Annotated in this window: 26 protein-coding genes; 12 read left to right on the top strand and 14 right to left on the bottom strand. The window is 68.8% G+C overall.

Annotation, left to right across the window (positions count from 1 at the left end):
- Positions 1-8 precede the first annotated feature (8 nt).
- Entirely contained in the window at positions 9-632 is a 624-nt protein-coding gene (locus ACZYZ5_RS11690) for a rhomboid family intramembrane serine protease (protein WP_463901914.1), read from the top strand.
- Between the two features lie 92 nt (positions 633-724).
- On the opposite strand, the gene greA is transcribed toward ACZYZ5_RS11690, so the two are convergent.
- Complete coding sequence (greA, locus tag ACZYZ5_RS11685) at positions 725-1,219, bottom strand: transcription elongation factor GreA (protein WP_354350981.1); 495 nt, start codon at positions 1,217-1,219, stop codon at positions 725-727.
- Between the two features lie 162 nt (positions 1,220-1,381).
- Positions 1,382-1,840 (bottom strand): DUF4307 domain-containing protein, encoded by a 459-nt coding sequence (locus ACZYZ5_RS11680; protein ID WP_463901886.1) that lies wholly within the window; start codon positions 1,838-1,840, stop codon positions 1,382-1,384.
- Between the two features lie 128 nt (positions 1,841-1,968).
- Here ACZYZ5_RS11680 and mca point away from each other — a divergent pair, with 128 nt between their 5' ends.
- The 4 genes from mca to ACZYZ5_RS11660 all read left to right on the top strand — a co-directional run bounded on the left by mca (position 1,969) and on the right by ACZYZ5_RS11660 (position 6,226).
- Positions 1,969-2,874 (top strand): mycothiol conjugate amidase Mca, encoded by a 906-nt coding sequence (gene mca / locus ACZYZ5_RS11675; RefSeq protein WP_463901885.1) that lies wholly within the window; start codon positions 1,969-1,971, stop codon positions 2,872-2,874.
- 112 nt (positions 2,875-2,986) lie between these two features.
- Positions 2,987-3,340, top strand: a complete 354-nt coding sequence (locus ACZYZ5_RS11670) for a hypothetical protein (RefSeq protein WP_463901884.1) — start codon at positions 2,987-2,989, stop codon at positions 3,338-3,340.
- Positions 3,318-5,570, top strand: coding sequence for a thioredoxin domain-containing protein (locus ACZYZ5_RS11665; protein ID WP_463901883.1), 2,253 nt, complete (start codon positions 3,318-3,320; stop codon positions 5,568-5,570). Before ACZYZ5_RS11670 ends, ACZYZ5_RS11665 begins: the two co-directional genes overlap by 23 nt.
- Positions 5,567-6,226: an HAD family hydrolase gene (locus ACZYZ5_RS11660; protein WP_463901882.1), complete on the top strand. Its 660-nt coding sequence runs from the start codon at positions 5,567-5,569 to the stop codon at positions 6,224-6,226. Before ACZYZ5_RS11665 ends, ACZYZ5_RS11660 begins: the two co-directional genes overlap by 4 nt.
- A gap of 25 nt (positions 6,227-6,251) precedes the next feature.
- Here the strand turns inward: ACZYZ5_RS11660 and trhA are convergent, their stop codons facing one another.
- Positions 6,252-6,914, bottom strand: coding sequence for a PAQR family membrane homeostasis protein TrhA (gene trhA / locus ACZYZ5_RS11655; protein WP_463901913.1), 663 nt, complete (start codon positions 6,912-6,914; stop codon positions 6,252-6,254).
- Between the two features lie 211 nt (positions 6,915-7,125).
- Between trhA and ACZYZ5_RS11650 the strand changes: the two genes are divergently transcribed.
- Positions 7,126-7,887, top strand: coding sequence for an isoprenyl transferase (locus ACZYZ5_RS11650; protein WP_463901912.1), 762 nt, complete (start codon positions 7,126-7,128; stop codon positions 7,885-7,887).
- A gap of 233 nt (positions 7,888-8,120) precedes the next feature.
- Entirely contained in the window at positions 8,121-9,563 is a 1,443-nt protein-coding gene (gene phoH2, locus ACZYZ5_RS11645; protein ID WP_463901881.1) for an RNA 5'-3' helicase PhoH2, read from the top strand.
- 161 nt (positions 9,564-9,724) lie between these two features.
- On the opposite strand, the gene ACZYZ5_RS11640 is transcribed toward phoH2, so the two are convergent.
- On the bottom strand, positions 9,725-10,396 hold the full coding sequence (locus ACZYZ5_RS11640; RefSeq protein WP_463901880.1) for a GNAT family N-acetyltransferase: 672 nt from the start codon (positions 10,394-10,396) through the stop codon (positions 9,725-9,727).
- A 48-nt stretch (positions 10,397-10,444) separates the two neighbouring features.
- Positions 10,445-11,314 (bottom strand): hypothetical protein, encoded by an 870-nt coding sequence (locus tag ACZYZ5_RS11635; RefSeq protein WP_463901879.1) that lies wholly within the window; start codon positions 11,312-11,314, stop codon positions 10,445-10,447.
- Positions 11,315-11,373: 59 nt separating this feature from the next.
- On the opposite strand from ACZYZ5_RS11635, the gene ACZYZ5_RS11630 reads away from it, so the two are divergent.
- Complete coding sequence (locus tag ACZYZ5_RS11630) at positions 11,374-11,934, top strand: prepilin peptidase (RefSeq protein WP_463901878.1); 561 nt, start codon at positions 11,374-11,376, stop codon at positions 11,932-11,934.
- A 156-nt stretch (positions 11,935-12,090) separates the two neighbouring features.
- Positions 12,091-12,759, top strand: a complete 669-nt coding sequence (locus ACZYZ5_RS11625; protein ID WP_463901877.1) for a VWA domain-containing protein — start codon at positions 12,091-12,093, stop codon at positions 12,757-12,759.
- A gap of 106 nt (positions 12,760-12,865) precedes the next feature.
- On the opposite strand, the gene ACZYZ5_RS11620 is transcribed toward ACZYZ5_RS11625, so the two are convergent.
- From ACZYZ5_RS11620 to ACZYZ5_RS11610, 3 genes are all read right to left on the bottom strand, one after another.
- The gene (locus ACZYZ5_RS11620) at positions 12,866-14,302 is read right to left on the bottom strand and encodes a class II fumarate hydratase (RefSeq protein ID WP_307459110.1); all 1,437 of its coding nucleotides are present in this window, start codon (positions 14,300-14,302) and stop codon (positions 12,866-12,868) included.
- 71 nt (positions 14,303-14,373) lie between these two features.
- Entirely contained in the window at positions 14,374-14,988 is a 615-nt protein-coding gene (locus ACZYZ5_RS11615) for a carbonic anhydrase (RefSeq protein WP_463901876.1), read from the bottom strand.
- A gap of 9 nt (positions 14,989-14,997) precedes the next feature.
- Positions 14,998-15,744 (bottom strand): DUF4245 domain-containing protein, encoded by a 747-nt coding sequence (locus tag ACZYZ5_RS11610; RefSeq protein WP_463901875.1) that lies wholly within the window; start codon positions 15,742-15,744, stop codon positions 14,998-15,000.
- A 206-nt stretch (positions 15,745-15,950) separates the two neighbouring features.
- On the opposite strand from ACZYZ5_RS11610, the gene glpX reads away from it, so the two are divergent.
- Both glpX and galE read left to right on the top strand, forming a co-directional pair.
- The gene (glpX, locus tag ACZYZ5_RS11605) at positions 15,951-16,973 is read left to right on the top strand and encodes a class II fructose-bisphosphatase (protein WP_463901874.1); all 1,023 of its coding nucleotides are present in this window, start codon (positions 15,951-15,953) and stop codon (positions 16,971-16,973) included.
- Between the two features lie 104 nt (positions 16,974-17,077).
- On the top strand, positions 17,078-18,052 hold the full coding sequence (gene galE / locus ACZYZ5_RS11600; protein ID WP_463901873.1) for a UDP-glucose 4-epimerase GalE: 975 nt from the start codon (positions 17,078-17,080) through the stop codon (positions 18,050-18,052).
- A 257-nt stretch (positions 18,053-18,309) separates the two neighbouring features.
- On the opposite strand, the gene ACZYZ5_RS11595 is transcribed toward galE, so the two are convergent.
- From ACZYZ5_RS11595 to ACZYZ5_RS11575, 5 genes are read right to left on the bottom strand one after another with little or no spacing between them, the layout of a single operon-like run.
- Positions 18,310-19,302, bottom strand: a complete 993-nt coding sequence (locus ACZYZ5_RS11595) for a lipid II:glycine glycyltransferase FemX (protein ID WP_463901872.1) — start codon at positions 19,300-19,302, stop codon at positions 18,310-18,312.
- A 4-nt stretch (positions 19,303-19,306) separates the two neighbouring features.
- Positions 19,307-20,599, bottom strand: a complete 1,293-nt coding sequence (manA, locus tag ACZYZ5_RS11590; protein ID WP_463901871.1) for a mannose-6-phosphate isomerase, class I — start codon at positions 20,597-20,599, stop codon at positions 19,307-19,309.
- 56 nt (positions 20,600-20,655) lie between these two features.
- Positions 20,656-22,308 carry an LCP family protein gene (locus tag ACZYZ5_RS11585; RefSeq protein WP_463901870.1) on the bottom strand — a complete coding sequence of 551 codons (1,653 nt, stop codon included), beginning with the start codon at positions 22,306-22,308 and terminating at the stop codon, positions 20,656-20,658.
- Between the two features lie 10 nt (positions 22,309-22,318).
- On the bottom strand, positions 22,319-22,924 hold the full coding sequence (gene purE, locus ACZYZ5_RS11580) for a 5-(carboxyamino)imidazole ribonucleotide mutase (RefSeq protein ID WP_463901869.1): 606 nt from the start codon (positions 22,922-22,924) through the stop codon (positions 22,319-22,321).
- Positions 22,921-24,069, bottom strand: a complete 1,149-nt coding sequence (locus ACZYZ5_RS11575; protein ID WP_463901911.1) for a 5-(carboxyamino)imidazole ribonucleotide synthase — start codon at positions 24,067-24,069, stop codon at positions 22,921-22,923. Before ACZYZ5_RS11575 ends, purE begins: the two co-directional genes overlap by 4 nt.
- Positions 24,070-24,368: 299 nt before the next feature.
- Between ACZYZ5_RS11575 and ACZYZ5_RS11570 the strand changes: the two genes are divergently transcribed.
- Complete coding sequence (locus ACZYZ5_RS11570) at positions 24,369-24,989, top strand: GtrA family protein (RefSeq protein ID WP_463901868.1); 621 nt, start codon at positions 24,369-24,371, stop codon at positions 24,987-24,989.
- A 40-nt stretch (positions 24,990-25,029) separates the two neighbouring features.
- Here the strand turns inward: ACZYZ5_RS11570 and ACZYZ5_RS11565 are convergent, their stop codons facing one another.
- Positions 25,030-25,734: a TIGR03089 family protein gene (locus ACZYZ5_RS11565; RefSeq protein ID WP_463901867.1), complete on the bottom strand. Its 705-nt coding sequence runs from the start codon at positions 25,732-25,734 to the stop codon at positions 25,030-25,032.
- Between the last annotated feature and the right edge of the window lie 238 nt (positions 25,735-25,972).

The raw sequence follows: 25,972 nt of genomic DNA, 5'->3' as shown, positions 1-25,972 counted from the left end.
GGGCCATGATGCTTGACTCCAGCCGGAACGGCAGGCCGCGAGCCGGCGACACCACGGCGGCACGTGCCCGCAAGGGGCTGCTGGTGGTGGGGTTGTTTGTGCTGGTGCTGTACGTCATCGAGGTCATTAACACCCTCATGCTGCGTTCGCTCAACGGCACGTTCGGGCTGCGCCCGCGCAGCCCCGACGGGATCCTGGACATCCTGACGTTCCCGCTGCTGCACGCCAACCTGGCGCACCTGTTCTCCAACACGCTTCCGCTGGTCATCTTCGGTTTCCTGGTGCTGCTGTCCGGGCGCCGAGTGTTCTTCACCACCCTGGCCCTGAGCTGGCTCGTTTCGGGGGTGGTGGTGTGGCTGATCGGCGGCTTCAACATCACGGTGGGGGCGTCCGGCCTGGTCTTTGGCCTCTTCGCGTTCCTGCTCGTGCGCGGCTTCTTCAACCGCAACTGGTGGCAGATCCTGCTCTCGGTGGTGCTGTTCCTGACGTACGGCGGGATTCTGTTCGGCATCCTGCCCACGGTGGCAGGCTACGTGTCCTGGCAGGCGCACCTCGGCGGGGCCATCGGCGGCGTGATCGCAGCCCTGCTGCTCAGCGCGCCGCGGGCCGGAACGCTGCGCAGCGGGCAGTAACGCACGGCGACGCCGGCAGGCGGCAGCAAAACGACGCCGGCCCTCCCGCTTGGGGAGGGCCGGCGTCGTGTTGTGCGTTGCGGTGGGCCGGGTCAGCCGGCGTACGGCTTGGCGGACATGATCTCCACCGGGATGTCCTTGCCGTTCGGGGCGGTGTAGCTGAGCTTGTCGCCTTCCTTGTGGCCGACGATGGCGGCTCCCAGCGGGGACTTCTCGCTGAAGACGTCCAGATCCGAGTCGCCGGCAATTTCCCGGGAACCGAGCAGGAAGGTCTCCTCATCGCCGGCGATCTTCGCGACGACGATCATGCCCGGCTCGACAATTCCGTCGTCGGCCGGGGACTCGCCCACGTGGGCGTCCCGGAGCAGTGCGGTCAGCTGGCGGATGCGGGCCTCGATCTTGCCCTGCTCCTCTTTGGCCGCGTGGTAGCCGCCGTTCTCCTTGAGGTCGCCTTCCTGGCGCGCCGCCTCGATCTTCTGGACGATTTCCGCCCGGCCGGGGCCGGAGAGGTGGTCCAGCTCTGCCTTCAGGCGGTCAAAAGCTTCCTGGGTAAGCCAAGCTGCAGTTGCGCTGTTGGTGGTAGACACGGACTTCTCCTTTGTGGTCAAACAAGCAAAGACCCCGCCACGGTGGCCACTTTTGGAACTCAGTAACCAGCTCAGCGGGGGAAAGGTATTGATTCATTGTAGTCAATGCCGTGGATATACCAAAGAAGGTTGCGGCGTGGATCACACCGCGGCTCCGCGGCGCTAGTTGCCGGCGTCGGGAATCCAGCAGCTGTCGACGACGCCGGACACGGCCGGCGACTCGGTGCGCACCGTCGCACGGTGGGCGGTCGTGCGTCCGCCGTCAGAGCCGGCGTCCGCGGCGTTGGGCGCGATGTCCACGACCTTCCAGCCGACGACGGCGAACTTGGAATCAAGCGCCTTGACAGAGCATTTGGCGGCGGTGGCCGGTTCCTTGGTGACCTGGAAATCGATCTCGGCCAGGGTGGCGTCGGGGGTGCTGTAGCCGATGTCCTTGAAGGTGACGCTCTCCGTCGCGTTCGAGGTTGAGATCCAGGCCATGAAGGCCATCCCGGCCACGACGGCAAGGACGAGGATGGTGCGTTTGGCTTTGCCGCTGAGCGTCCGCTTTTGACCGCCGTAACGATTGGCTAGGCTGGGTGCTGCAGGCGCCGGCGCGGCAGGCTGATCCTTGGAAGTCACAAGTCCAGTTTAGTGTGGATCGGGACGGGTTTTTGCCGCGGCGCCGATGCGGCCGCTGCGCCCTGCCAAAGAGTTCTGTACCTGTAGATGAAACCCGTACTTGTAGATGAAAGAGGAGCCGTCCCACGATGACAGCGTCCACCAGCCCGTCAGCGCCGCTTCGGCTGTTGGCTGTCCATGCTCATCCCGACGATGAATCCAGCAAGGGTGCCGCCACGATGGCCATGTACGCCGCGTCCGGCGTCGACGTCCTGGTGGCCACCTGCACCGACGGTTCCCGCGGGGACATCCAGAACCCTGCCCTGGAGGGCGAGCCGCACCCGAAGCGCGACATGGCCGGCGCGCGCCGGCTGGAGATGGAGCACGCCGCCAAGGTCCTGGGCGTCCGTCAGCGCTGGCTGGGTTTCGTCGATTCGGGGCTGCCCGAAGGCGATCCGCTGCCGCCGCTGCCGGCGGGTTCCTTCGCCACGCTGCCGCTGGAGCGGGCGGCCGCCCCGCTGGTCCGGCTGGTGCGTGAGTTCAAGCCCCAGGTCATCCTGAGCTACGACGAGAACGGCGGGTATCCGCACCCGGACCACATCATGGCGCACCGCGTCGCCGTGGAGGCCTTCGAAGCCGCCGCGGACCCGGCCCGCTACCCCGGAACCGGCGAGGTCTGGGCGCCGGGCAAGATCTACTACGACCGCGCCTTCAGCCCCGAACGGTTCCGTGCCCTGCACTTCGCGCTGGAGGAAACGGGTCTCCGCTCGCCGTATGCCGAACGGCTTGCCGCCTGGCTGGAAGCTGACGCCGAGGGCCACACCCCGCCCGCCCCGACGCACCCGACCACCACCCAGATCGAGTGCGGGGATTTCTTCGAAGCACGCGATGACGCACTGCGGGCACACCGCACCCAGGTGGACCCTGAGGGCTTCTTCTTCGCCGTCTCGCCGGCGATGCAGCGCCGCGTCTGGCCTTGGGAGGACTACTCGCTGATCCAGTCCAGGGTTCCGGTCGAACTGCCTGAAAAGGACTTCTTCGCCGGGCTAAGATAGACCCAACAGGTCATTTCTATGACGCGTAGAAGACGTTGTGGAAACAGTTCGACGCAGCTCCGCGGCCAGCCCCTGCGGGGCGGCCATTCAGCACCATAGAAGGTTCCTAACCGTGCATTCCTTGCTCCTCGCCCTGGCAACCACCCCGGCGCCCACCCCCACGCCGTCGCTGCGCCCCGGACTGTCCCAGGACCAGGTGACGCCCGGCCTGCTGGGGTTCCTGCTGACCGCCTTCATCGTGGTGCTGACGGCGCTGCTGATTGTGGACATGGTCCGGCGCATCCGCCGCGTCCGGTACCGCGCCCAGGTGGAGGAGGAGCGCGCTGCTGCCGCGGAGGCAGCCTCCCTCGAGGGTGATCCCCGGACCGCCGGGACGGGCGCGGGGAACCCCCGGGCCCAGGACCCCGCCGGCCAGCCCGCCACCCGCCCGGAAGCCAACGGTGATGCAGGACCCGGAAGCCGCTGACCGCGGCACCCGCCCGCCCTTCCCCGAGGCCGCCAACGCCCTGGGTGGAGAACCCTCTGCCTACCTTCGGCAGCACGCCGGAAACCCCGTGCACTGGCGCCCGTTCGGTGATGAGGCCTTTGCCTTCGCGGCCGCCCGCGACGTGCCGGTGTTCCTCTCGATCGGCTATGCGGCCTGCCACTGGTGCCACGTCATGGCCCGGGAATCGTTTGAGGACCGGGACACCGCGGCCTTCCTGAATGCCAATTTCGTGGCCGTGAAGGTGGACCGTGAGGAGCGCCCCGACGTCGACTCCGTCTACATGGCCGCGACCCAGGCGATCAGCGGTGAAGGCGGCTGGCCCATGTCCGTTTTCCTGCTCCCCGACGGCCGGGCCTTTTATGCCGGGACGTACTATCCGCCCCGGCCGCTGCCCGGCAGGCCCTCCTTCCGTCAGGTGCTGGAGGCCGTGGCCGACGCCTGGCGGGAGCGCCGCGACGCCGTGGAACAGAACGCCGCAACCCTGGCCCGAGGCCTCGCCGCCGCGCAGCCCGGCGCCGCCGTGCGGCTGGGCGGTGCGCCGGAGCCCCTCGATCCGTCCCTGCCGGCGTACGCCGTGCACGCGCTGGCGGCCGACGAGGACCCTGCCGGTGGCGGCTTCGGCACCGCGCCGAAGTTCCCGCCCTCCGCGGTCCTGGAATTCCTGATCCGGCACGCCGCGGTCCGTTCACCGGACGCCGCTTCGCCGGACGCCGGGGCCGACACCGCGGCGCAGGCCCGCGGCCTGGCGGGCCGGACGCTCGCCGCGATGGCCCGCTCGGCCCTGTTTGACCAGCTCGACGGCGGCTTCGCCCGGTACTCCGTGACGCGCGACTGGTCCGTGCCGCACTTCGAAAAAATGCTCTACGACAACGCCCAGCTGCTGCGCGTCTACGTCCACTGGGTCCGGCTTGGCGGCACGTCCGATTACCCCGCCGCGGAGGCAGCCGACGTCGCCGGCCGCACGGCCGGGTGGATGCTGGCATCGCTGGGGCTGGGCACGGACGAAACCGGCCACGTGCCGCCTCCCGGCGCGGTGCACGGGCAGCTTCCCGAGGCCCTGGCCTCCTCCCTCGACGCCGACACCGTGGTGGACGGCGTCCACGCCGAGGGCGCCAGCTACCTGTGGACTCCCGCAGCGCTGGAAGCCGCCCTGGGACCCGGCGACGGCGCCGCCGTCGCCCGGCTCATGAACGTCCGGGCCCGCGGCACCGTCACCGCGGACGGATCCCCGCTGCACCCCGGCCGGGCCCCCAGCGCCGGCGAGGCGGAACTGTGGCAGCGGGTGAGGCCGGTGCTGCTCACCGAGCGTTCCCGCCGTCCCCAGCCCGCCCGGGACGACAAGGTGGTGGCCGGCTGGAACGGGCTGGCCGTCGCGGCCCTGGCCGAGGCCGGTGCGGTGCTGGACCAGCCTCGGCTGGTGGCCGCGGCCGGCCGCATCGCTGCATACCTCCAACGGGTGCACTGGCGGCCCGGCGCCGGCGGTGAACCCGGCACCCTCATCCGGGTTTCCCATGCCGGTGTCGCGCGGGGAATCGGCGGGCTGCTGGAGGACTACGCCTTCTGCGTCGAGGGCCTGATCGCGCTCTACGCCGTCACCGGCCGGACACACTGGTACCGGCTGGCGGAGGACATCCTGGCCGCAGCCTGTGCCCGGTTCACCACGGACGGTGGGCTGCGGGACACCGCGGGGGAGTCGGACCAGGTCGCCAACGCCCAGGCCGGACTTGCGCCGCTGGAGCTGTTCGACGCCGCCACGCCGAGCGGGGCGGCCGCCTTCGCCGGCGCGCTGCTGTCCTGCTCGGCGCTCTCCGGCTCCCAGGAGCACCGCGCCCTCGCCGGCAACATCCTTTCGCTGCTGCCGCCGCTGGCCGCCCGCGCGCCACGGGTGGCCGGCTGGCTGCTCGCGACGGCGCAGGCGGCGTTCGCCGGCCCGGTGGAGGCCGCCGTCGTCGGGCCGGACACGCCGGAGCGGGCGGCGCTGCACCGCGAGCTGTTGCTCTCGCCGAGCCCCGGGCTGGTGATCGCATTGCAGGAAGCCCCTGCCGGGAATGCTGTCCAGGACGACGCCGCCGTGGTGCCCCTGCTGCGGGGGCGCGGGGCTGCCCCCGACGGCGTGCCCCTGGTCTATCTGTGCCGCGGCATGGTCTGCGGGCTACCGGTGCGTTCTTCCGGCCAGCTGCGGGAGCGCCTGGCTACCATGGCGGGATGACTTTTCACGGTTTCGAGCTCGTGGTTTTCGACTGCGACGGCGTCCTGGTCGATTCCGAGGTGATCGCCGTCCGGGTGGACCAGCTGGTGCTCGCCGACCTCGGGTGGGAGCTGGAGCTGGAGGAGATCGTGGAGCGCTTCGTGGGCAGGTCCGAGGCGGACTTCGTCGCCGCGATCGGGGAACAGTTGGGCATCGAACTGGGCGAGGGCTGGGACCGGAAATACGATCCCTGGTACCGGGCGGCCTTCGAGCGCGGGCTGGTGGCGGTGGACGGCGTCGTGGAGGCCCTGGACGGGATCCTGCTCCCGCACTGCGTGGCCTCCAGCGGAACCCACGCCAAAATGCGGCGGACGCTGGGGCAGACCGGCCTGCTGCACCGCTTCGAGGGCCGGATCTTCAGCGCAACGGAAGTCGCCGACGGGAAACCGGCCCCGGACCTGTTCCTGCATGCCGCCGGGACGCTCGGCGCCGCCCCGGAGCGCTGCGCGGTCGTCGAAGACAGCGCCCACGGCGTCCAGGCGGCCCGGTCCGCCGGGATGCACGTCTTCGCTTATGCCGGCGGCGTGACCCCGGCGGAGCGGCTGGCCGGTCCCGGCACCACCGTGTTCCACGACATGCGTCAGTTGCCCGCCCTCATCTCGGCGGGGCGGCCCTGACGAACCGTCTTTGCGAAGCGGGAAATCAGCTCAGGACGGCGATGGCAATCGCGATGTAGTGCGCGGCGAAGGCAAAGACCGTGAGCGCATGGAACAGCTCATGGAAACCGAAGTGTGAGTAGCTGATGTTCGGCTTCTTCAACGCGTAGAACACGGCGCCGGTGATGTAGAGGGCACCTCCCACGCAGATCAGGACGGCGGAGGCGACATTGGCGGCAAAGAATTCCGGCAGGTAGAACAACGCGCCGCAGCCCAGGGCGATGTAGATCGGCACGTACAGCCAGCGCGGGGCGTCGGTCCACAGCAGCCGGAACAGCACGCCAAGGATGGCTCCGGACCAGATCACCCACAACAGCAGTTCGGCCTTGGGCCGGTCCAGGAGGGCCCAGGCCAGCGGCGTGTAGCTGCCGGCGATCACCAGCATGATGTTCGTATGGTCCAGCCGCTTCAGCACGATCTTGACGCCCGGGGACCAGTTGCCCCGGTGGTAGATGGCGCTGATGCCGAAGAGCAGGACCCCGGTGAAGGCGTAAATGGCGCAGGCGACCTTCAGGTCCGGCGTGGGGGCCAGGATCACCAGCACCAGCCCGGCGGCCAGCGCCAGCGGGGCCGTCACGGTGTGGATCCAGCCGCGCCATTTCGGCTTGATCATCAGGAGTTCCGCCAGCCGGACCGCGGCGTCGTCCATCGGGCCGGTCCGTCGGTCCGCAGGCTGCTCCGGCCGGGGCTCGGGGATGTTGCTTTCCATGCCGCAATAATAACCTACGGCCCAGTAAGTTACCCGCTGGTAACAGGAGCTGGAGGGCAAGACCGTAGCGTCCCTGCGCCCCGGCCGGTGCTCCGGCGGGTAGCCTAGGATGTGCACTGCAGTCGTACAAGGAAGCCAGGTGAATCTCCGGATGGAAATGCCCGGGTTCCTCTATGGCTTCTACGAGCGCAAACTCCAGCGGTCCCTGGACCCGGAACGCATCCCCCGGCACATCGGCGTGATGGTGGACGGCAACCGCCGCTGGGCCCGGCAGTTCAACGCCCCGACCAGCCAGGGGCACCAGGCCGGGGCCGACAAGATCCACGAATTCCTTGGCTGGTGCCAGGAACTCGGCGTCAAGGTCGTCACCCTCTACATGCTCTCCACGGACAACATGAGCCGCTCGGGCGAGGAACTCGACCTGCTCATGGGGATCATCGCCAACACGCTGGACAGGCTGGACGAGGACGCCGAAATCTCGGTCCATGCCATGGGTGCCCCGGAACTGCTGCCCGGCTACCTCGCCGCCCGGCTCAACCGGCTCACGGCCCGCACCCCGGCGCGTGAGAAACTCCATGTCAACGTCGCCGTCGGTTATGGCGGACGCCGCGAAATCGTCGACGCCGTCCGCGAACTGCTGCACGACGCCGTCGCCCGCGGCACGGACATCGGGAAACTGGCCGACGAGCTGAGCGTCGACGACATCTCGCGCTTCCTCTACACCCGCGGCCAGCCCGATCCGGACCTGGTGATCCGCACCTCCGGGGAGCAGCGGCTCTCCGGTTTCCTGATGTGGCAAAGCGCCTACAGCGAGTTCTATTTCTGCGAGGCCCTGTGGCCGGCCTTCCGGAAAGTGGACTTCCTCCGGGCCCTCCGCGACTACGCCGGCAGGCAGCGCCGTTACGGCTCCTGACGCGACATCCGGTGTTCACACGTTGGCAACAAGAATCGCCGACAAATTGGCGCTGAAACGTCGCACCCCGGACGTACGTTAATCCCATCAGCAGGCAAACCGCCGGCTGTTCGGGGAGGCCAGTACATGGAGCGGAAGTTCGCACCGGGTGTATGGGAGGCCGCGTCCGGCCTCAAGGCCGAGCCGCCTCACCAATAACAATTCCGGGCATGCGCCCCGGGGCTGGAGTCGATGTGGCTATTTCTGAACAACTGCCCGACGTCGTGACCGACCAGGGACAGAAAGCTACCTCTCGCGCCAAGCGAGCCACCTCAAAGACCGGTGCAGCGGAGATTGACGCTGCAGCCGGTTTTGCTGTTTCCGGGGAAGGGACAGCAAGCAAGGAACCGGCCCGGAGCTTCGTGATTGACACCTCGGTGCTGCTCTCGGACCCGCGGGCCCTGCTGCGCTTCGCGGAGCACGAGGTGATCCTGCCGATCGTTGTCATCACCGAACTCGAAGGCAAGCGCCACGATCCCGAACTCGGCTATTTCGCTCGCAAGGCGCTCAGGCTCCTCGACGACCTGAGGGTCGAGCACAACGGGCTCGACCGCCCCATCCCGCTCGGCCACGACGGCGGCACCCTCATGGTGGAGCTGAACCACATCTCCGCCGACGTGCTCCCCGCCGGCTTCCGCGGCGGGGACAATGACAGCCGCATCCTCGCCGTCGCCAAGAACCTCGCCAACGCGGGCCGCGACGTCACGGTGGTGTCCAAGGACCTGCCGATGCGCGTCAAGGCCTCGGCCATGGGGTTGCAGGCCGACGAGTACCGCAACGAACTCGTCAAGGACTCGGGCTGGACCGGCGTCGCGGAAATCGACGCGAGTGAGGAGGAAGTCTCAACCCTCTACGGACACGAGCCGGTCTTCATCCCGGAGGCGGCCGAGATGCCGACGAACACCGGGCTGGTGCTCCTGTCCCAGCGGGGATCTGCCCTGGGCAGGGTGGGCGCCGACAAGCAGGTCCGGCTCGTCAAGGGTGACCGCGACGTGTTCGGGCTGCACGGGCGCTCGGCCGAACAGCGGCTGGCGATTGACCTGCTGATGGACCCCTCCGTTGGGATTGTGTCCCTTGGCGGGCGAGCCGGCACGGGTAAGTCCGCGTTGGCCCTGTGCGCCGGGCTGGAGGCCGTGCTGGAGCGGCGGGAGCACCGCAAGGTGATCGTCTTCCGGCCGCTCTACGCGGTGGGCGGGCAGGAGCTCGGCTACCTGCCCGGTTCCGAGGCGGAGAAAATGAACCCCTGGGCGCAGGCCGTCTTCGACACGCTCGGCGCCCTAGTCAGCCAGGAGGTCGTGGAGGAAGTGATGGACCGCGGCATGCTCGAGGTGATGCCGCTGACGCACATCCGGGGGCGCTCCCTGCACGACGCCTTCGTGATCGTGGACGAGGCCCAGTCGCTCGAGAAGAACGTGCTGCTCACCGTGATGAGCCGGATCGGACAGAACTCCAAGATCGTCCTGACCCACGACGTCGCCCAGCGCGACAACCTCCGGGTCGGCCGGCACGACGGCGTTGCGGCCGTCGTCGAAACTCTCAAGGGACATCCCCTCTTCGGCCACGTCACCCTCACCCGCTCGGAGCGCTCGCCGATCGCGGCCCTGGTGACGGAGCTGCTCGAGGGGGCGGAGATCTAGTCGCCGTGGCAGGGGCCGTGTCCGGGTTCGCCGGGACGCGGCCCTTCGCCGTCGCTTAGACACGGCGCAACGGGCCCGCTACGGTCGCTGGGCGACCTTCGGGGCCCGCTGCGCCGCGATGCGCTCCTTTGCGAAGGACCGCGCCGCGGCGATTGCGCCGGTCACGTTCCGTCTTGGTTACCTTCCAGGACGATCCCCAGGAACTTCGCGGTGCCTTCGTGGCCTTCTACGTTGAGTTGCCAGTCGGGGCGGTTGAAGGCGGCGGGGGTGAGTCGGACTTTTTGGGCTTCGTGGAGCTTGCCGCCCCAGTTGACGCGGGTGATGCCGTTGAGTTCGTAGCCCAGGGAACGGGAGACGCCGAGGGACTGCTGGTTCCAGACGGCCGCCTCGGACTCCGCTACCTCCGCGCCAAGCCAGTCGAAGGCGTAGAGGGCGACGGCGGCGCGCATCTCCTGGCCGAGTCCCCGGCCCTGCACGCTTTGCCTGAGCCAGGAACCCGTGCCGACCGTCCTGAGCGTGGCGAAGTCCTTCGCCTCGATATCCTGGCAGCCGATGAACTCGCCCTCGTGCCAGATGCCCAGCAGCAGGGTCCATTCCTGCGGCGACATGGTCCCGCGGCACCGCCAGTACCACTGCGCCATATTCGGTCCGAGCTCCCCGGCCGGAGCCTCCGCCCACGGCCTGCTGAAGGGGCTGCGGCCGGGTTCGTGGATGCCGCTCAGCGCCGCCTCCACCGCCGCGGGGATCTCCTCGTCGCGGATGGGCCGCAGCTCCAGGCGGGGCGTGGTCAGGGTAAGGCCAAAGGGCGGCCAATAGCGGGCGGACTCAGTCATCCGGGAAGCCTAGCGGCGCGGGCCGCGCCCGGCCAGTCACACGCGCCGTCAGCCGGCCGGGAGTTCCCAGCTGATGTGCCGGCGGACGTCCGTGAGGTTCATGGACTCGGCGAGGAACAGGTCATCGAGCATGTACTCGTCCACGCCCAGGATCCGGAGCCAGTGCCCGTACTCTTCCGGCCCGGACCCTTCCGGCGCGTTCCCTTCCGGTGCGGGGGTTGCCCGGCCACCCTCCAGCCAGCGGCTGGCGACGCAAACGCCCGTGCCGACGTCGACCCTCACCAGCGTGCGGCCGGGGCGGGCCAGCGGCGCGCCGGGGTGGCTGGGGCGGTAACCGGCGTTCGGGGTGACGGTGACCTCCAGGGCGGGGCGGCCCTCGTGCATCACTTCGGTGATGCCGTCCAGCTCCACGGCGTTGGCGTTGGGGAATTCGAGCGGCACGGGGGCGTTGCCGGCCAGTTCCACCGGGTCCAGCGCGGCGGCGAAGCGGCCGTTGCCGAAACCGGGCTCGCCGTAGGCTGCCTCGGGGCGGCGCCGGACCAGGCCGCCGTCGTCATAGACCGGGGTGACGAGGTGGGGCGGCAACAGCCAGGTTTTCCTGGTGGAGCGGACATAGAACACGTCACGGGAATCGTTGATGCCGGTCGTGCTTTGCAGGATCAGCCCGTCCGCGGTCTCCAGCCGCAGGGCGCCGGGGCGGCGCAGCCACGCGCGGACCAGATCCGGAGGCGGCGCTGTTCCGGTGCCGCCGGGATCAACGGCGAGGGGCCGGTCCAGATATTCGAAGCGCAGCGACTGCCACTTCCACGGCGAAGAACGGCACAGGTGCCGGAAGACGGCCGCCTGTTCCGCGGGCCCCCCGGGCGTGCCCGGACCGCGCGGGTTCGAGCGCGGATTCGAGGTGTCCCATGCGGCCATATCCACAGTTTACGCGCGGGCCCGGCCCTGGCCGCCGGAAATTCCAGTAGCATCCGAGGGTGATCCAACGACTCGGCGGACTGGGCGAAGTGACCCCGCTGGCCTACTGGCTGGTGCTTCTGGCATGCGCCTACCTGGCGGTTGTGGCCGTCCGGCTCACGGTCATCGACGTCCGGCACCATCTGCTGCCGGACCGGATCGTCTTCCCGGCCTACGCCGTCGCCGGCGTGCTGCTGCTCGGTGCGGTGGCGGTCCACGCGGTGTCGGGAGCCCCGGCCGCGGCGGCCCTGCCCGACGGCGGGGCAGGCCTCTTCGGGGTGCCCGGGCTGCGCGTGGTGGCCGGGGGAGCGGCGCTGTGGCTCTTCTACTTCCTGCTGCGGGCGGTCTATCCGCCGGGAATGGGCTTTGGCGACGTCAAGCTGGCAGGGGTGCTCGGCATGTACCTGGGGTTCCTCGGCTGGCCGCACGTGTTTGCCGGGACCTTCGCGGCCTTCCTCTTGGGCGGATTGTGGAGCCTGGCTCTGCTGGTTTCGCGGCAGGGAACGCTGAAATCGAGCATCCCGTTCGGGCCGTTCATGCTGGCCGGCACGGCCGCGGCCATGGTGCTCCTGCCGGCCTGACGGGCGTTGACGATCGCCTGGGTGCCAAAAAGTGCAAAAACTTGCCGAAGGTGTGGTTTCGCTGCTTTTTTGTCGGTGCCCCGCCATAGCCTGCTTCTGTCCAGCCAGCCGCTGGGAAGGTTGGTCCGGGTGCGCCCGGACCGGAAATGGGGAAACATGACAGATTCCGCTCTGACGCACGTGTACGTCCTGCTGGACCGCTCCGGATCCATGAGTGCCATTGCCGACGACACCGTGGGCGGATTTGCCGCGTTTGTCCGGGAGCAGCAGTCGGTTCCTGGCCGCTGCCGGCTGTCCCTGGCGCAGTTCGACGACGTCTACGACCGGGTCTACGCCGCCGTGGACATCCGGGATGTACCGCCGCTGGACCTGCAGCCGCGCGGCTCCACCGCCCTGCACGACGCCATGATCCGGCTGATCGGGGAGGCCGGGGAGGAACTGGCCGCCCTCCCCGAAGAGCAGCGCCCGGGCACGGTGCTGGTGGCAGTGCTGACCGACGGGCACGAGAACGCCTCCAGGGAGGCGACCGGCCCCGTGGTGAAAGCCCTCGTGGAGCAGCAGCAGAGCCAGTGGGGCTGGCAGTTCACCTACCTGGGCGCCAATCAGGATGCCGTGCTGACGGCGGAAGGGCTCGGCATCCGGGCCGAAGACGCGCTCACGTACGCGGCCGGCAACGTGGACGCGGCTTTTTCCGGGCAGTCGGCCAAGACCCGCAGGCTGCGGGAGGCCCGGATGGCCGGAGCCAGCATGGCGGACGCCGCCGCCGCCGCGGCCTACACCGCCGAGGAGCGGCGGGCCGCCGGGGGAGGCGTTCCGCCGCGCTAAGCAGGTCCCGGCTAGACAAACAACGGCGGCCGGCGCCTTTCGCTGGAAAGGCGCCGGCCGCCGTCGGACGCTGCCGCGGCCCGGAGGCGCGACAGCCGCGCGGGTGTTAGGCCTTGTGCGGCGGACGGGTCATGGACATAACGTCCAGGGCCGTGTCCAGCTGCTCCTCGGTCAGTTCGCCGCGTTCCAGGAATCCCATCGCCACCACGGTTTCGCGGATGGTGAGGCCCTCGGCCACGGCCTTCTTGGCGATCTTGGCGGCGTTCTCGTAGCCGATGAACTTGTTCAGCGGCGTGACGATCGATGGGGAAGCCTCGGCCAGGTAGCGGGCGCGTTCGACGTTCGCGGTGATGCCGTCGATCATCTTGTCGGCCATGACGCGGCTGGTGTTGGCCAGCAGGCGCACGGATTCGAGCAGGTTGGCGGCCATCACGGGGATGCCGACGTTGAGCTCGAAGGCGCCGTTGGTGCCGGACCAGGCGATGGCGGTGTCGTTGCCGATGACCTGGGCGCAGACCATGATGGACGCCTCGCAGATCACCGGGTTGACCTTGCCGGGCATGATCGAGGAGCCCGGCTGCAGGTCCGGGATCGCGATTTCGCCGAGGCCGGTGTTGGGGCCGGAACCCATCCAGCGCAGGTCGTTGTTGATCTTCATGAAGGAGATCGCGATGTTGCGGAGCTGGCTCGAGGCCTCGATCAGGCCGTCACGGTTGGCCTGCGCCTCGAAGTGGTCGCGGGCCTCGGTCAGCGGCAGCCCGGTGTCGGCGGCGAGCAGTTCGATGACGCGCTCCGGGAACCCGGCGGGGGTGTTGATGCCGGTGCCGACCGCCGTGCCGCCGAGCGGAACCTCAGCGACGCGGGGCAGCGAGGCGTTGATGCGCTCGACGCCGTAGCGGACCTGAGCGGCGTAGCCGCCGAACTCCTGGCCCAGCGTCACCGGGGTGGCATCCATGAGGTGGGTGCGGCCGGACTTCACGACGTCCTTGAACTCGACGGCCTTGCGCTCCAGGGACTCCGCGAGGTAGCCCAGCGCCGGGATCAGGTCGTTGATCAGCGCGGACGTGGCGGCCACGTGGACCGAGGTGGGGAAAACGTCGTTGGAGGACTGCGAGGCGTTGACGTGGTCATTGGGGTGGACCACCTTGTCGCTGCCGGCGGCCTTGAGCGCGCGGGTCGCCAGTTCGGCAAGGACCTCGTTGGTGTTCATGTTGGACGAGGTGCCGGAGCCGGTCTGGAACACGTCGATCGGGAAGTCGCCGTCGTACTTTCCGGTGGCGACCTCATCGGCGGCGTCCGCGATCGCCTGGGCGAGCTCGCCGTCGAGCACTCCCAGTTCCGCGTTGGCCTGCGCGGCGGCCTTCTTGACCCGGGCGAGGGCTTCGATGTGGGCGCGCTCCAGGGTTTTGCCGGAGATCGGGAAATTTTCGACGGCACGCTGCGTCTGGGCACGGTACAGGGCGTTCACGGGGACCCGGACCTCGCCCATCGTGTCGTGTTCAATGCGGAACTCTTCGGTGTTCAACTCTTCTGTGGAAGTCATGGGGCTAGCTTATTGGGCGGAGGCGTCGCATCGAAAACCGTGAAGGGCTTGCTACCGGGTGTGGCAGGAACCTAGAGCTCGCCGATTCCGGAAACGAGGTCCGCCCTGCCGTCGGCGAGGCTGTAGGCGAGGCCGATCACGGCTGCCCGGCCGCCCTCGACCGCATCGGAAATCACCCGCGAACTGTCCACGAGCCGCTGCGACGTCTGTTTGACGTTCTCCACCACCATGTCGTTGACGTCGTTCTGGTTGTGGCGCAGCGAGGTCAACACCGAGGGGGTGATGCGCTCGACGAGGCTGCGCATGAAGCCCACGGGCATCTGCCCGGTCTCGACGGCTTTTTTGGTGGCCGTGACCGCGCCGCAGCTGTCGTGCCCGAGGACCACGATCAGCGGCACGCCCAGGACGCTGACGCTGTATTCGAGTGAGCCGAGGACGGCGTCGTCGATCACCTGGCCGGCCGTGCGGACCACAAAGGCGTCGCCGAGGCCCAGGTCGAAGATGATCTCGGCAGCGAGCCGGGAATCCGAGCAGCCGAAGATCACCGCGAAGGGGTGCTGGTTCTCCACGAGCGAGGAGCGGCGGGACGCGTCCTGGTTGGGATGGGACGATTTGCCGGAAACAAAGCGCTCGTTGCCCTCGCGGAGACGGCGCCAGGCAAGGGCGGGGGTGAGATAAGTGGCCACGGGAGTACTTTACGGCGAAGGGACGGGGGAAGGTGAAATTGTTGCATCCGCGGTGCTCCCCGGTGACACGGTGCCGGCCGTGCCGGACTTGGCCGCAAGGTCCTTGACCACCGCTGCTGCCAGCACCGTGAATTCGTCCAGTTGGGCGGATCCGCTCAGAATCACGGTGGTGCCGGCGGCATCGGCAAGCACCATGCTCTTCTCGCCCTTGCCGGTGTCGCGGAGCTCCCAGTCGCGTCCGCCGGCGTTGCGGGTGCCGGTCACGGGCGCGCTCTTCACCTGCTGCAGCAGCCAGGTGGGATTGGGCTGCCGCGTCTGCACCAGGCCGATGAAGGATTCCTTCGGGGTGAGGTAGCCGACCTCCCAGGTCGGGACTCCGCTGCCCGTCCCGGATTCCCAGCGGGCGTAATTTGCGCGGAATGTGTCGCCGGTATCGGGGGCGGCCGGTGTGAATCCCGCCACATCGGTGGCATTCTGCGCCACGGCGCTGACGTCGACGTTCGGCCGGTAGCCGCCGGTCTTGGGCGAAGGGTTCATCAGGACGATGGGCAGGAACGCGGCGATGCTCAGGACCAGCGCAATGATCATGCCGATCACCGAGGCGTTCGCACGCTTCGCCGCACCGGCGCTCAATACGGGCTTGACGGGCGGCTGCCCGGCGGCGCCGGGTGCTTCCCGGCCGGCGGTGCCGGCGGGGGAGGCGGGGGCTGCGGGGGGCGTTTCCTGCAATTCACTCACCCCTCTATAGTCGCCCATTCCGGGCTGATCTCACATTCGGCGGTGCCGGGCGGGCCGGGGGCGTGCTGTTCACGGAATGGTCAATCCAAGCCGCAGCTTTCCACCGCGACTATGATCAGTATCAGACGAGATCACAAACTAGGGATCACCGCTACGGATCGATCCTGTCCGCACGGCTTCAATGATCGCCACTCGAAGAAGAGGTTCACGTGACACCACCGCCAATGACCCAGAAATACTCCACGCTTTCGCCGTCTCTCGCCGTCGGCATCGACGAGCCGGGCCGCAACCTTGCTCTGGAACTGGTCCGCGTCACCGAAGCCGCCGCCATCGCCGGCGGCCACTGGGTTGGGTTCGGGGACAAGAACAAGGCCGACGGCGCCGCCGTCGACGCCATGCGTTCCTTCCTGCAGACCGTCCACTTCAACGGTGTTGTCGTGATCGGCGAAGGCGAGAAGGACGAAGCGCCGATGCTCTTCAACGGCGAGAATGTTGGTGACGGCACCGGCCCCGAGTGCGACGTCGCCGTCGACCCGATCGACGGAACGCGCCTCGCTGCCCTCGGCATCAACAACGCCCTCGCCGTCCTTGCCGTCGCGGAACGCGGTTCCATGTTTGACCCCTCCGCGGTGTTCTACATGGAGAAGCTCGTCACCGGACCGGAAGCCGCCGACATGGTGGACCTGCGCCTGCCCGTCAAGCAGAACCTGCACCTGATCGCCAAGGCCAAGGGCGTCAAGGTCAACCAGCTCAACGTGATGATCCTGGACCGGGACCGCCACCGTGGGCTCGTTGAAGAGATCCGCGAGGCCGGCGCGCGGACCAAGTTCATCATGGACGGCGATGTCGCCGGCGCCATCGCCGCGGCCCGCTCGGGCACCGGCGTCGACGCCCTGATGGGCATCGGCGGAACGCCGGAAGGCATCGTCACGGCCTGCGCCATCAAGTCCCTCGGTGGAGTCATCCAGGGCCGACTGTGGCCCACCAGCGACGAGGAGAAGCAGAAGGCCATCGACGCCGGCCATGACCTGGACCGGGTGCTGTCGACCAACGACCTCGTCTCCAGCGACAACTGCTACTTCGCCGCCACGGGCATCACCGACGGCGACCTGCTCAAGGGTGTGCGTTACTCCAAGGACAAGGTCCTCACCCAGTCCATCGTGATGCGCTCGAAGTCCGGGACCATCCGCTTTGTGGATGGCGAGCACCAGGCCAGCAAGTGGGAAGGCTACGCCCGCAAGGGTTAGCAGCTGCCCAAATCAGGACACCCGGATCCCGGGGCGCGAATCGCGCCCCGGGATCCGCCGTTTCCAAGCGGCCTGGCGGGCACGGCATTGGGTAGGGTGGAACCATGACATGGCTCGTAACAGGTGGCGCAGGATATATCGGTTCTCACGTGGTTTCCGCTTTGCGGGGGGCCGGGATGCAGGCGGTGGTGGTTGATTCGCTCTCCAGCGGGCACCGCGAATTCGTCCCGGACGATGTTCCGTTCGTGCACGGCACCATCCTCGACTCGGAACTTCTGGCCCGCACCATGCTGGACCACGGCGTGACCGGAGTGATCCACCTCGCCGGCTTCAAATACGCCGGCGTTTCGGTCCAGGAGCCGCTGCTGACCTACGAGCAGAACGTCACCGGCACAGCCGAACTGCTGAAGGCCATGGAACTCGCCGAGGTCGACAAGCTGGTCTTCTCCTCCTCCGCCGCGACGTACGGCACCCCCACCGGGGACATCGTCACGGAAGTCACCCCGACCCAGCCGGAATCCCCCTACGGCGAGAGCAAACTAATCGGCGAATGGCTGATCCGCGACCAGGGCCGGGCGCGGGGACTGAAGCACACCTCGCTGCGCTACTTCAACGTCGTCGGCTCCGGCTCACCCGAACTCTACGACACGAGCCCGCACAACCTCTTCCCGATCGTGCTCCGCGCACTGACCGCGGGGAAGACCCCCCGCATCAACGGCACCGACTACAACACCGCCGACGGCACCTGCGTGCGCGACTACGTGCATGTTGCCGACCTGGCGACCTCCCACGTCGCGGCCGCCCGGGCCCTCGCCGCCGGCAGGCCGCTGGAGCGCGTCTACAACCTCGGGTCCGGCGACGGGCTCTCCGTCCGCCAGATCATGACGGCGATGGCCACGGTTACCGGCATCGACTTCGACCCGGAAATCGGGCCCCGCCGGGCGGGTGACCCGGACCGGATCGTGGCCGACGGCTCCCTGGCCGCACGCGACCTGGACTGGAAGATGCGGCACTCCGTGGAGGACATGGTCGCCAGCGCGTACGAGGCCCAGAAGAAAGCCGCCGCCGCCGCACGCTAGGCCCCACCGAGGGACATGCCCCGTGCTGAGGCCCGGGGTTGCGCTGCCACCGGGGACATGCCCGGTGCTGAGGCCCGGGAGTGGACATAGTGGGTCTATGTCCACCCGCGGGGGCTAACGCGGGACATGTCCAGTGCTGAGGCCCGGGGTTGCGCCGCCCCACCGAGGGACATGCCCCGTGCTGAGGCCCGGGAGTGGACATAGTGGGTTTATGTCCACTCGCCGGGGCGGACGCGGGACATGTCCGGTGGGGAGTGCTAGCGGCGGAGCGCGCCGCGCAGCCGGACGGGCAGCTTCCGGGCCGCCGCCACGCCGCGGCGGGCGGCGTGCGCGCTCTTCCTGGCCAGCTGGTATCCGTTGTAGCGCACCGTGCGCACCGGCAGGTCCCAGGTTCCGGGATATGCGACCTCGCGCCCGCCGAAGGACTTCTTGAAGGACGTGAATCCCGCCCACTTGTGGTCGGGGTCGTCCGCCGGCGCCACGCCCCAGAGATCCACGTGCTTCAGGCCCCTGTCCTTGGCATCGGCCATCAGGGTGACCAGCAGCGGAATCCCGGCGCTGAGCTTGCGGTGCGCGTCATCCAGCGCGGCGTGGGCATAGGTGCGGGTGTCCGCGGAGTCGTATGCGAGGGCAGCCGCAATTGGCTCGCCCCCAAGTTCGGCGATGAAGAGTGTCGCGGCACCGGCCGGCATCAGGGAGCGGGCGACCTGGTCGAGATAGTCGTCGCTCTGCGGCTTGAAACCGCTGCGCGCCGCCGTCAGGTGCAGGAATCCCAGCAGGATCGAAATCTCCGCCGGGTCCTGGCTGGAGCGGAACGTCACGCCTTTCTTGTGGATGTTCCGGTACAGGTTGCGGTTCACCGGCTTCATCTCCGCCAGGACGTCCTTGAAGTCCCGGTCCAGGTCCACGACCCAGGTGAGCTCCGGCTGCTGGTTGGCCGGGGCCGGCCGGAGGCCGCGCGTGCGCAGGACAGCATCGGCGTCGGCGGCCGCGAAGCCGGCGTCGACCGGTTCAATGCGGACAAACACCGCACCGCAGCCGCGGGCCAGCTCCGTTAGAGCCGCCAGGGCGGCGTCGAGCGCGGCCAGCGAAGCGGCCACCGGTCCGTAGGGTGCGTAGAGCAGTTTCCCCGCCGGGTTGCTCTCCTCGATGGCCAGGAAGCTCCAGCCGGGTCCCGAGCGCTCATGCACGGTGCGTCCCAGGTCGCGTTGGAAGCCGGCCCACGCGGGGCTCTGCAGGAAGTGGTCCACGGTCTCAGGCTTTCAGGGCAGTGGTGACGGCAAAGGCCAGGGCGGTCCCGGTGGCGCCGGCGGCGGCGTGTGCATTGACCGGCGCCTCGGCCGCGGGCAGGAAGGCGCTCGCGCCGCGCTCCAGCCGCAGTTCACCTTTGGGGGAGTCCAGGAGCACGGAACCGGAGACCACGAGAATGACCGCCGCCCCCGACTGCGCCAGCGGAACGGGCCCCGCGCCGGGCTCGAGCTCGACGCGCTGCAGCTGGAATTCCCGGAACGGCGGCCGGAAGACCTCCTGTCCCAGCATGGTGGTTTCGGGGCTCAGCATCGGCACGCCGACGGCCTCGAAGGAGACGGTGCGGAGTAGTTCGGGCACGTCGATGAACTTCGGGGTCAGCCCGCCGCGCAGGACGTTGTCCGAGGAAGCCATGACCTCGACGCCGAGGCCGTGCAGATAGGCGTGGACGTTGCCGGCCGGCAGGTAGACCGCCTCGCCCGGCGCCAGCGAGATCCGGTTGAGCAGCAGTGAAATCAGCACACCCGGATCGCCCGGGTACTGGGCATCGAGCGTGACGACGGTGGAAAGCTCCGCCTGGTAGGGCGCCGTCGGGGCGCCGGAGATCAGCGCTGCCACAATCGCGGCCGTCGCCGCGGCGACGTCCTCGCCGCCGGAGATCAGCCGATTGAAGGCCGAGCGGAGGGCCGTGGGTTCATCGTGCTGCGCCAGGTCCTCGAGCAGCAGTGGGACGAGCGGCGGCAGTTCCAGGCCGGCCAGCTCAAAATCGGCCACCAGCACCTGCAAAACGGCGCGGGAGTCCGCCGCCGGCCGGAAGCCGCACAGCGCCTCGAACGGTGTCAGCGCCAGGATCATCTCCGGCTTGTGGAAGGCGTCCTTGTAATTGCGTTCCGCCGCCGCGCGGTCGACTCCGGCGGCCTCCTCGCGGGCGAACCCTGCCCGGGCCTGCTCGAGGGTCGGGTGCACCTGCAGGGAGAGGGGGCTGTCGGCGGCCAGGACCTTGAGCAGGAAGGGAAGCCGGGGGCCGAATTCTGCCACGCTGCCGCCGCCCAGATGGTGCTCCGGATCCTCCGCGATCAGCGCATCCAGGGCACGCCGTCCGCCGTCGTCCGCCACCGCGGCGTGAGCGCCCGTCGATCCGGCGCCGGCCGGACTGAGCGCCACCGAGGGGGAGTCCGGGTGCGCGCCGATCCACAGCTCCGCCTCCGGCCCGCCGGACGCCACCCGGCCGAGGAGCCCGGCGATGGCGGTCGTGGAACCCCAGGCATACGGCCGGAGGACATTTTCGAGTTCGTACACTGCCGGGTGTCCCTATCTGTTACGGAAGGTTTTACTGGAAAGACTGGTCGCTGGCACTACAACGGCGCGCACTGGCCGTTCGTGGCCACCAGGTTGCGGATCGACTGCTCGTCGCCGTTGCGCTTGAACTGGTTGAGCATCTCCACGGTGATCGGCTCGCCGTCCGGCGTTGTGGTCACCGGGGTGAAGTCCGACGACGACGACGACGGCGCGGGCTGGGTTCCGGGCAGTGCGCGGGGCAGGGCACCGGCAGCCGACACCGGCCCGGGCGCCGCGTCCTGCGGGCGGATGCCGTCGTCAGCGGCGCCTGCCTCGGGGGCGGGGCCGAGGAGGGCGTCAACCTTCTGATGGATCTGGTCGAAGTCCGGGACCGTGGAGAAGGATGCGTCGAAGTCGGGCGGTCCGATGGTGAGCCGGCTCATGTCCTGGCCCTTGGCCTTCATCGCGAGGTCCACAAAGCTGCCGAGCTGGCCGGCAGAGACGTTGGAGTCCACCACCTTGGTGCCGGCCTTGGCGATGTCCTCGAACTTGGCCAGCAGCGTGGCCGGATCCAGTTGCTTCAGCATGGCCTGCTGGACGCACTGCTGCCGCTGGATCCGGGCGTAATCGTCAACGAACTCGCGCGACCGGCCGTACCAGAGGGCGTGATAGCCGTCGAGGGTCTGCTCTCCGGCGCGGATCCAGCCGGTCGGCATGCCGTGGATGCCGTTGGCTTCGTCCACCATGTCGCCGCTGAGCGGGACCCAGCCGCCTGCCTTGATCCGGATGCCGCCCATGGCATCAATGAGCTTGGCGAAGCCGTCCATGTCGACCAGCACATAGGCCTGGACCTTGATGCCCAGGGACCCGGACACGGCTTCCATCGTGGCCTGCGCGCCCGGGTCCGCCACGCCAGGGTACAGGTCCTGGTGTTCGTTGGTGACCTCGGTGTTGATGGCGTTGATGAGGCATTCATTGCCGCAGTCGTAGCCATCAGGGTAAATCCCGCGCATCGGGGAGTCCTCGCTGAACTGCGCGTTCTGCAGGTTCCGGGGCACGGAGATGATGGCGGTCTTGCCGGTCTTGGCATCGACGCTGATGACCGAGAGGCTGTCCGGCCGGCGGCCGGTCCGGTCCGCCCCGGCGTCGCCGCCCATCATGAGGAAGTTGTACCGGCCCTCTGAGGGCTCCATCGTCGGTCCGTTGGAGAAGATGTTGCCGATGGCGTCGCGGCTGACGTTAAGCAGGTAGGCGGAGTACCCCAGCGAGCCGCTGCTGAGGATCATAGCCAGCACCAGGGCGGCGACGACGGCGGTGCGCACGCCGGGCGCCAGCAGCGCTGGACGGATCAGCCGCAGGGTGTTGATGAAGAGGGCGGCCCAGCCGATGGCCAGCGCCGCCAGGCCGACAACCAGCAGCAGTGCGGTGACCGGGTTGGTGATCAGGTTGATCAGCGTGGACCGGGATGCCAGGAGGAGCACTGCCGCGAGGACGGCCAGCACCCAGACGGTGAGGGTGACCCGCAGCGCCATCCGCCCCAGCCGCCGGTTGCCGGCGACAATCTGGGCGCTGCCGGGTACCAGCAGGGTCATCAGGACCAGCAGGAAGGCACGCTTGGTCAGTATCGGCGCCGCTGCCCCCGAGGGATGCCGGACGGGATCCGTGCGGGACGGTGGAGCCGTCCGGTTCTGCGGCGCCGGCTGGCGGGACGGGGCATAACTGTTGGTCATCTGGTGATCCTTAACGGCTGCCCCGGGTGACGACGTTCGCGTCCGCGAAGACTTCGCTCACCTTGTGCCGCAGGGTCGCGCCCTTCCGGGTGGCGACGTCGTTGAGTTCCTGGGCGAAGTTGAGCAGCTCGGTGCGGAGCCGGGCGGCCAGCGGGTCCGAGCCGGAGGCCAGGATGCGCACAGCAAGCAGGCCGGCGTTCCGGGCCCCGCCGATGGACACGGTCGCGACCGGAACCCCGGCGGGCATCTGGACGATGGAGAGCAGGGAGTCCATGCCGTCGAGGGTCTTGAGCGGTACCGGGACGCCGATGACCGGCAGCGGCGTGACCGAGGCGAGCATGCCCGGCAGGTGGGCGGCGCCGCCGGCGCCGGCGATGAGGACACGCAGCCCGCGCTCATGGGCCGTCTGGCCGTAGCGGATCATTTCCAGCGGCATCCGGTGCGCGGAGACAACATCAGCTTCGAAGGGGATTCCGAATTCGGCGAGGGCCTCGGCAGCAGCCTCCATTACGGGCCAGTCGGAGTCCGAGCCCATAACGAGCCCGACGATCGGGGCAGCGGCCCCGGCGTCCGGGAACCGGGCGTCCGCGGACGGTGCCTTGCTACTGCTGCTCATGCGTTCTCCTCGTGTGCGCCCGCTGCGGTTCGGGACTGGGCCCTTCCGTTCCGGATGATGTTGGCGACCGTGGTGGCGCGTTCGCGCACCGAGTCGACGTCGGCCACCGAGCCGCCGACGAGGTTGACGTGGCCGATCTTGCGGCCCGGCCGGACAGCCTTGCCGTAGCAGTGGACCTTCGCCGCGGGTTCGCTGGCCAGGGCTGCGGGAAAGGCGGAGAACAGATTCTGGTTCTCGCCGCCCAGGAAGTTCTTCATCACGACGACGGGTCCCAGCAGGTCCGTGGCGCCGAGCGGCAGATTGAGGATGGCCCGGAGGTGCTGTTCGAACTGGCTGGTCACCGAGCCGTCCTGGGTCCAGTGGCCGGTGTTGTGCGGACGCATGGCGAGCTCGTTGATCAGGAAGCCTGCTCCGATGCCGGGGGTTTCGAACAGCTCGACGGCCATCACACCGGTGACGCCGAGTTCGCTGGCGATCCGGAGGGCAGCGTTTTCGGCCGCCGCCGCGACTTCAAGCGGGATGTCCAGGGCCGGGGCGATGACTTCGTCGCAGACGCCGTCGACCTGGATCGTGTGCACCACGGGCCAGGCCCGCGATTCACCGTCCGGAGTCCGGGCCACCAGGGCCGAGAGCTCGCGGCTGAAGTCCACCTTGGCCTCGGCGAGCAGCGGCGACATCGCCGCGAACCAGTCCGCAGTGTCCGCGGCGTCCGCCGCGGAGTCGAGGATCCGCACGCCCTTGCCGTCGTAGCCGCCGCGCGGGGTTTTCAGGACGACCGGCCAGCCAATGTCATCGCCGAACGCGACCAGCCCGGCGACGTCGTCGACCGCGGCCCAGCGAGGATTGGGCAGTTCCAGCCGGTCGATGGCCGCCCGCATCACGAGCTTGTCCTGGGCGTTGACCAGCGCGTCCGGTCCGGGATGGACGTTCACTCCGGCCCGCTGCAAGGAACGGAGGTGTTCGGTGGGGACGTGCTCGTGGTCGAACGTCAGCACGTCCAGGCCGCGGGAAAACTCAAGGAGATGGTCCAGGTCGGTGTAGTCACCGACCGGGGCATTGGCCACGGCTGAGACGGCTGAGACGTCCTCACCTTCGGCAAGGACGCGGAGCTCGAAGCCCAGGGCGGTGGCCGCGGGGGCCATCATTCGGGCGAGTTGGCCGCCGCCAACCACACCGATCACAGGAAAAGTCACAAGTCCCAGCCTACCGAAAGCCTCGCCATATCCCGGCTTTTGGACGTCCCGGGGCCGGATCCGGGGGGCCGCGGGGCCCTTTCGGGTTGGGTTGGGGAGGGCTGTCCCCGACATTTTGACCGGCGTCCGGCCGGCTTCCGGGCGGCCCCGTTGCGGCCGGCGGACCGGCTTCCGGGGCGCGCCCCGGGCAATGGGCGCTAAAATGGGCCGTTGGCCCAATGGCCGACAGTTCAAGAAGGCCACGGAGGGTCATGATTACTACACTTAGCGAGCGCTTGCGCGGGCTCGCCTCGCTCTTCTGGCGCGAAGTGGCAAAATTCGGTGCGGTCGGCGGAGTCGCGTTCATCATTGACAACGGACTCACGTACTACCTGATGCACGGCCCGATGACCGACAGCGAGGCCAAGGCCCGCTTTGTCGGCGCCAGCATCGCAACGATCTTCTCCTGGATTGCGAACCGCTTCTGGACCTTCCGTCACCGCCGCCAGGACAACGTGCTCCGCGAGTTCGGGATGTTCATCCTGATCAACGGCATCGGCATCGGCATCTCCACTGGATTCACCGCCCTCGCCAAGTACGGCTTCGGGGTCACGGACAAGAACATGCTCTTCGCCGCCGGGGTCGTGGGGATCCTGGTCGCCACGGTGGTGCGTTTCTTCGCCTACCGCTTCCTGGTGTTCAACAAGGAACTCGACGAAGAGCCGGAGTTCTCGCACGACCACGAAATCATCGAGCGGTACCCGCACCCCAGCCCCGCCGTTAGGAACAGCCCCGCCGCCACAGACCCCGCCGTCACAGACCCCGCCGTCACAGACCCCGCCGTCTCAAGCCGCGCCGTCAAGGACTCGGAGCTGCCCGGCCCGCCGGCCTAGGAGCCGGCAGGCTCCCCGCCCGCGGCACCCGGGACCCGGCTCAGCTGACGTTGACGCGCTCGTCCGCGAGCAGCTTCTCCGTAACCGTGACGTCGGGGTGCACCAGCACCACCGACCCGTCGCTCTTCCAGGCGCCCAGGCATTGGGCCAGGGCAGGCTCCAGGCCGTCGCCGGCGGTCACCAGCAGCCGGACGCCGTCGTCGTGCGCGGCCGCGAAGCCGTCCAGAAGATCACCGTGGGTGTGTTCCGTCCCCGCGGCGGCCACGACGGCCCGCCGCGACGCTTCGGGATCCACATGCGGCATAAAGACGTCACCGTGGGAGCGCACCTCCGCGGCGAAGTCCACGACGCCGGTGGGAAGCTCGCCCTGCCACCGCATCGCCAGTGCCGGGAGCGCCACTGCCAGGACGGTGTCGAACGCCCCCTGCGCCGCCCCTGGCCCCGGATCGCCGGTGGCCAGCAGTTCGGCCTCGGCATCACTGAACACGACCTCCATGCCAAGCTGCCACGCGGCGAGGGCGAGGATCACGGACTTCCAGTGGGCCGGCAGGTCCAGCCGCAACCGCGTCCCGGGTTCGGCGTCCAGCTCGTCCTGCAGGAGGTTGCTGGTCTTCGCCACCCAGTTGTCCAGCACCCGTCCGGAGAGCTCAACCCGCTCGGATGCCGGCCCGTACCAGGTGAGCCGGGGGGAGGTGGATTGGCCGGAGCGCAGGGCTGTCATCAGGTCGAATGCCGGGATACTCATGGATTCATCTTGCCACGATGGCCGGTGGTGTGATCTCTGTCATAGGCCTCCCGGCGCCCGCCGGCCGGCGTCCAGCGCCGTCCCGGGCAGTTCCCCGTAAATTCAGTAAATATTTCTCCGAAGTGCTCAGCACCCTGATTATTCCGCGCATTCTCCGGGCTGTGGTCCAAAAATCCCGGGCGTGGCGTGCCCCCGCTTTGCGCCTCACATTGATTAGTATCTCCGCCGTGGCTTGACT

Source organism: Pseudarthrobacter ribosi, assembly GCF_055412865.1.
The sequence above is the reverse complement of the archived record's forward strand: the minus strand, read 5'-3'. Positions and strand labels throughout refer to the sequence as shown.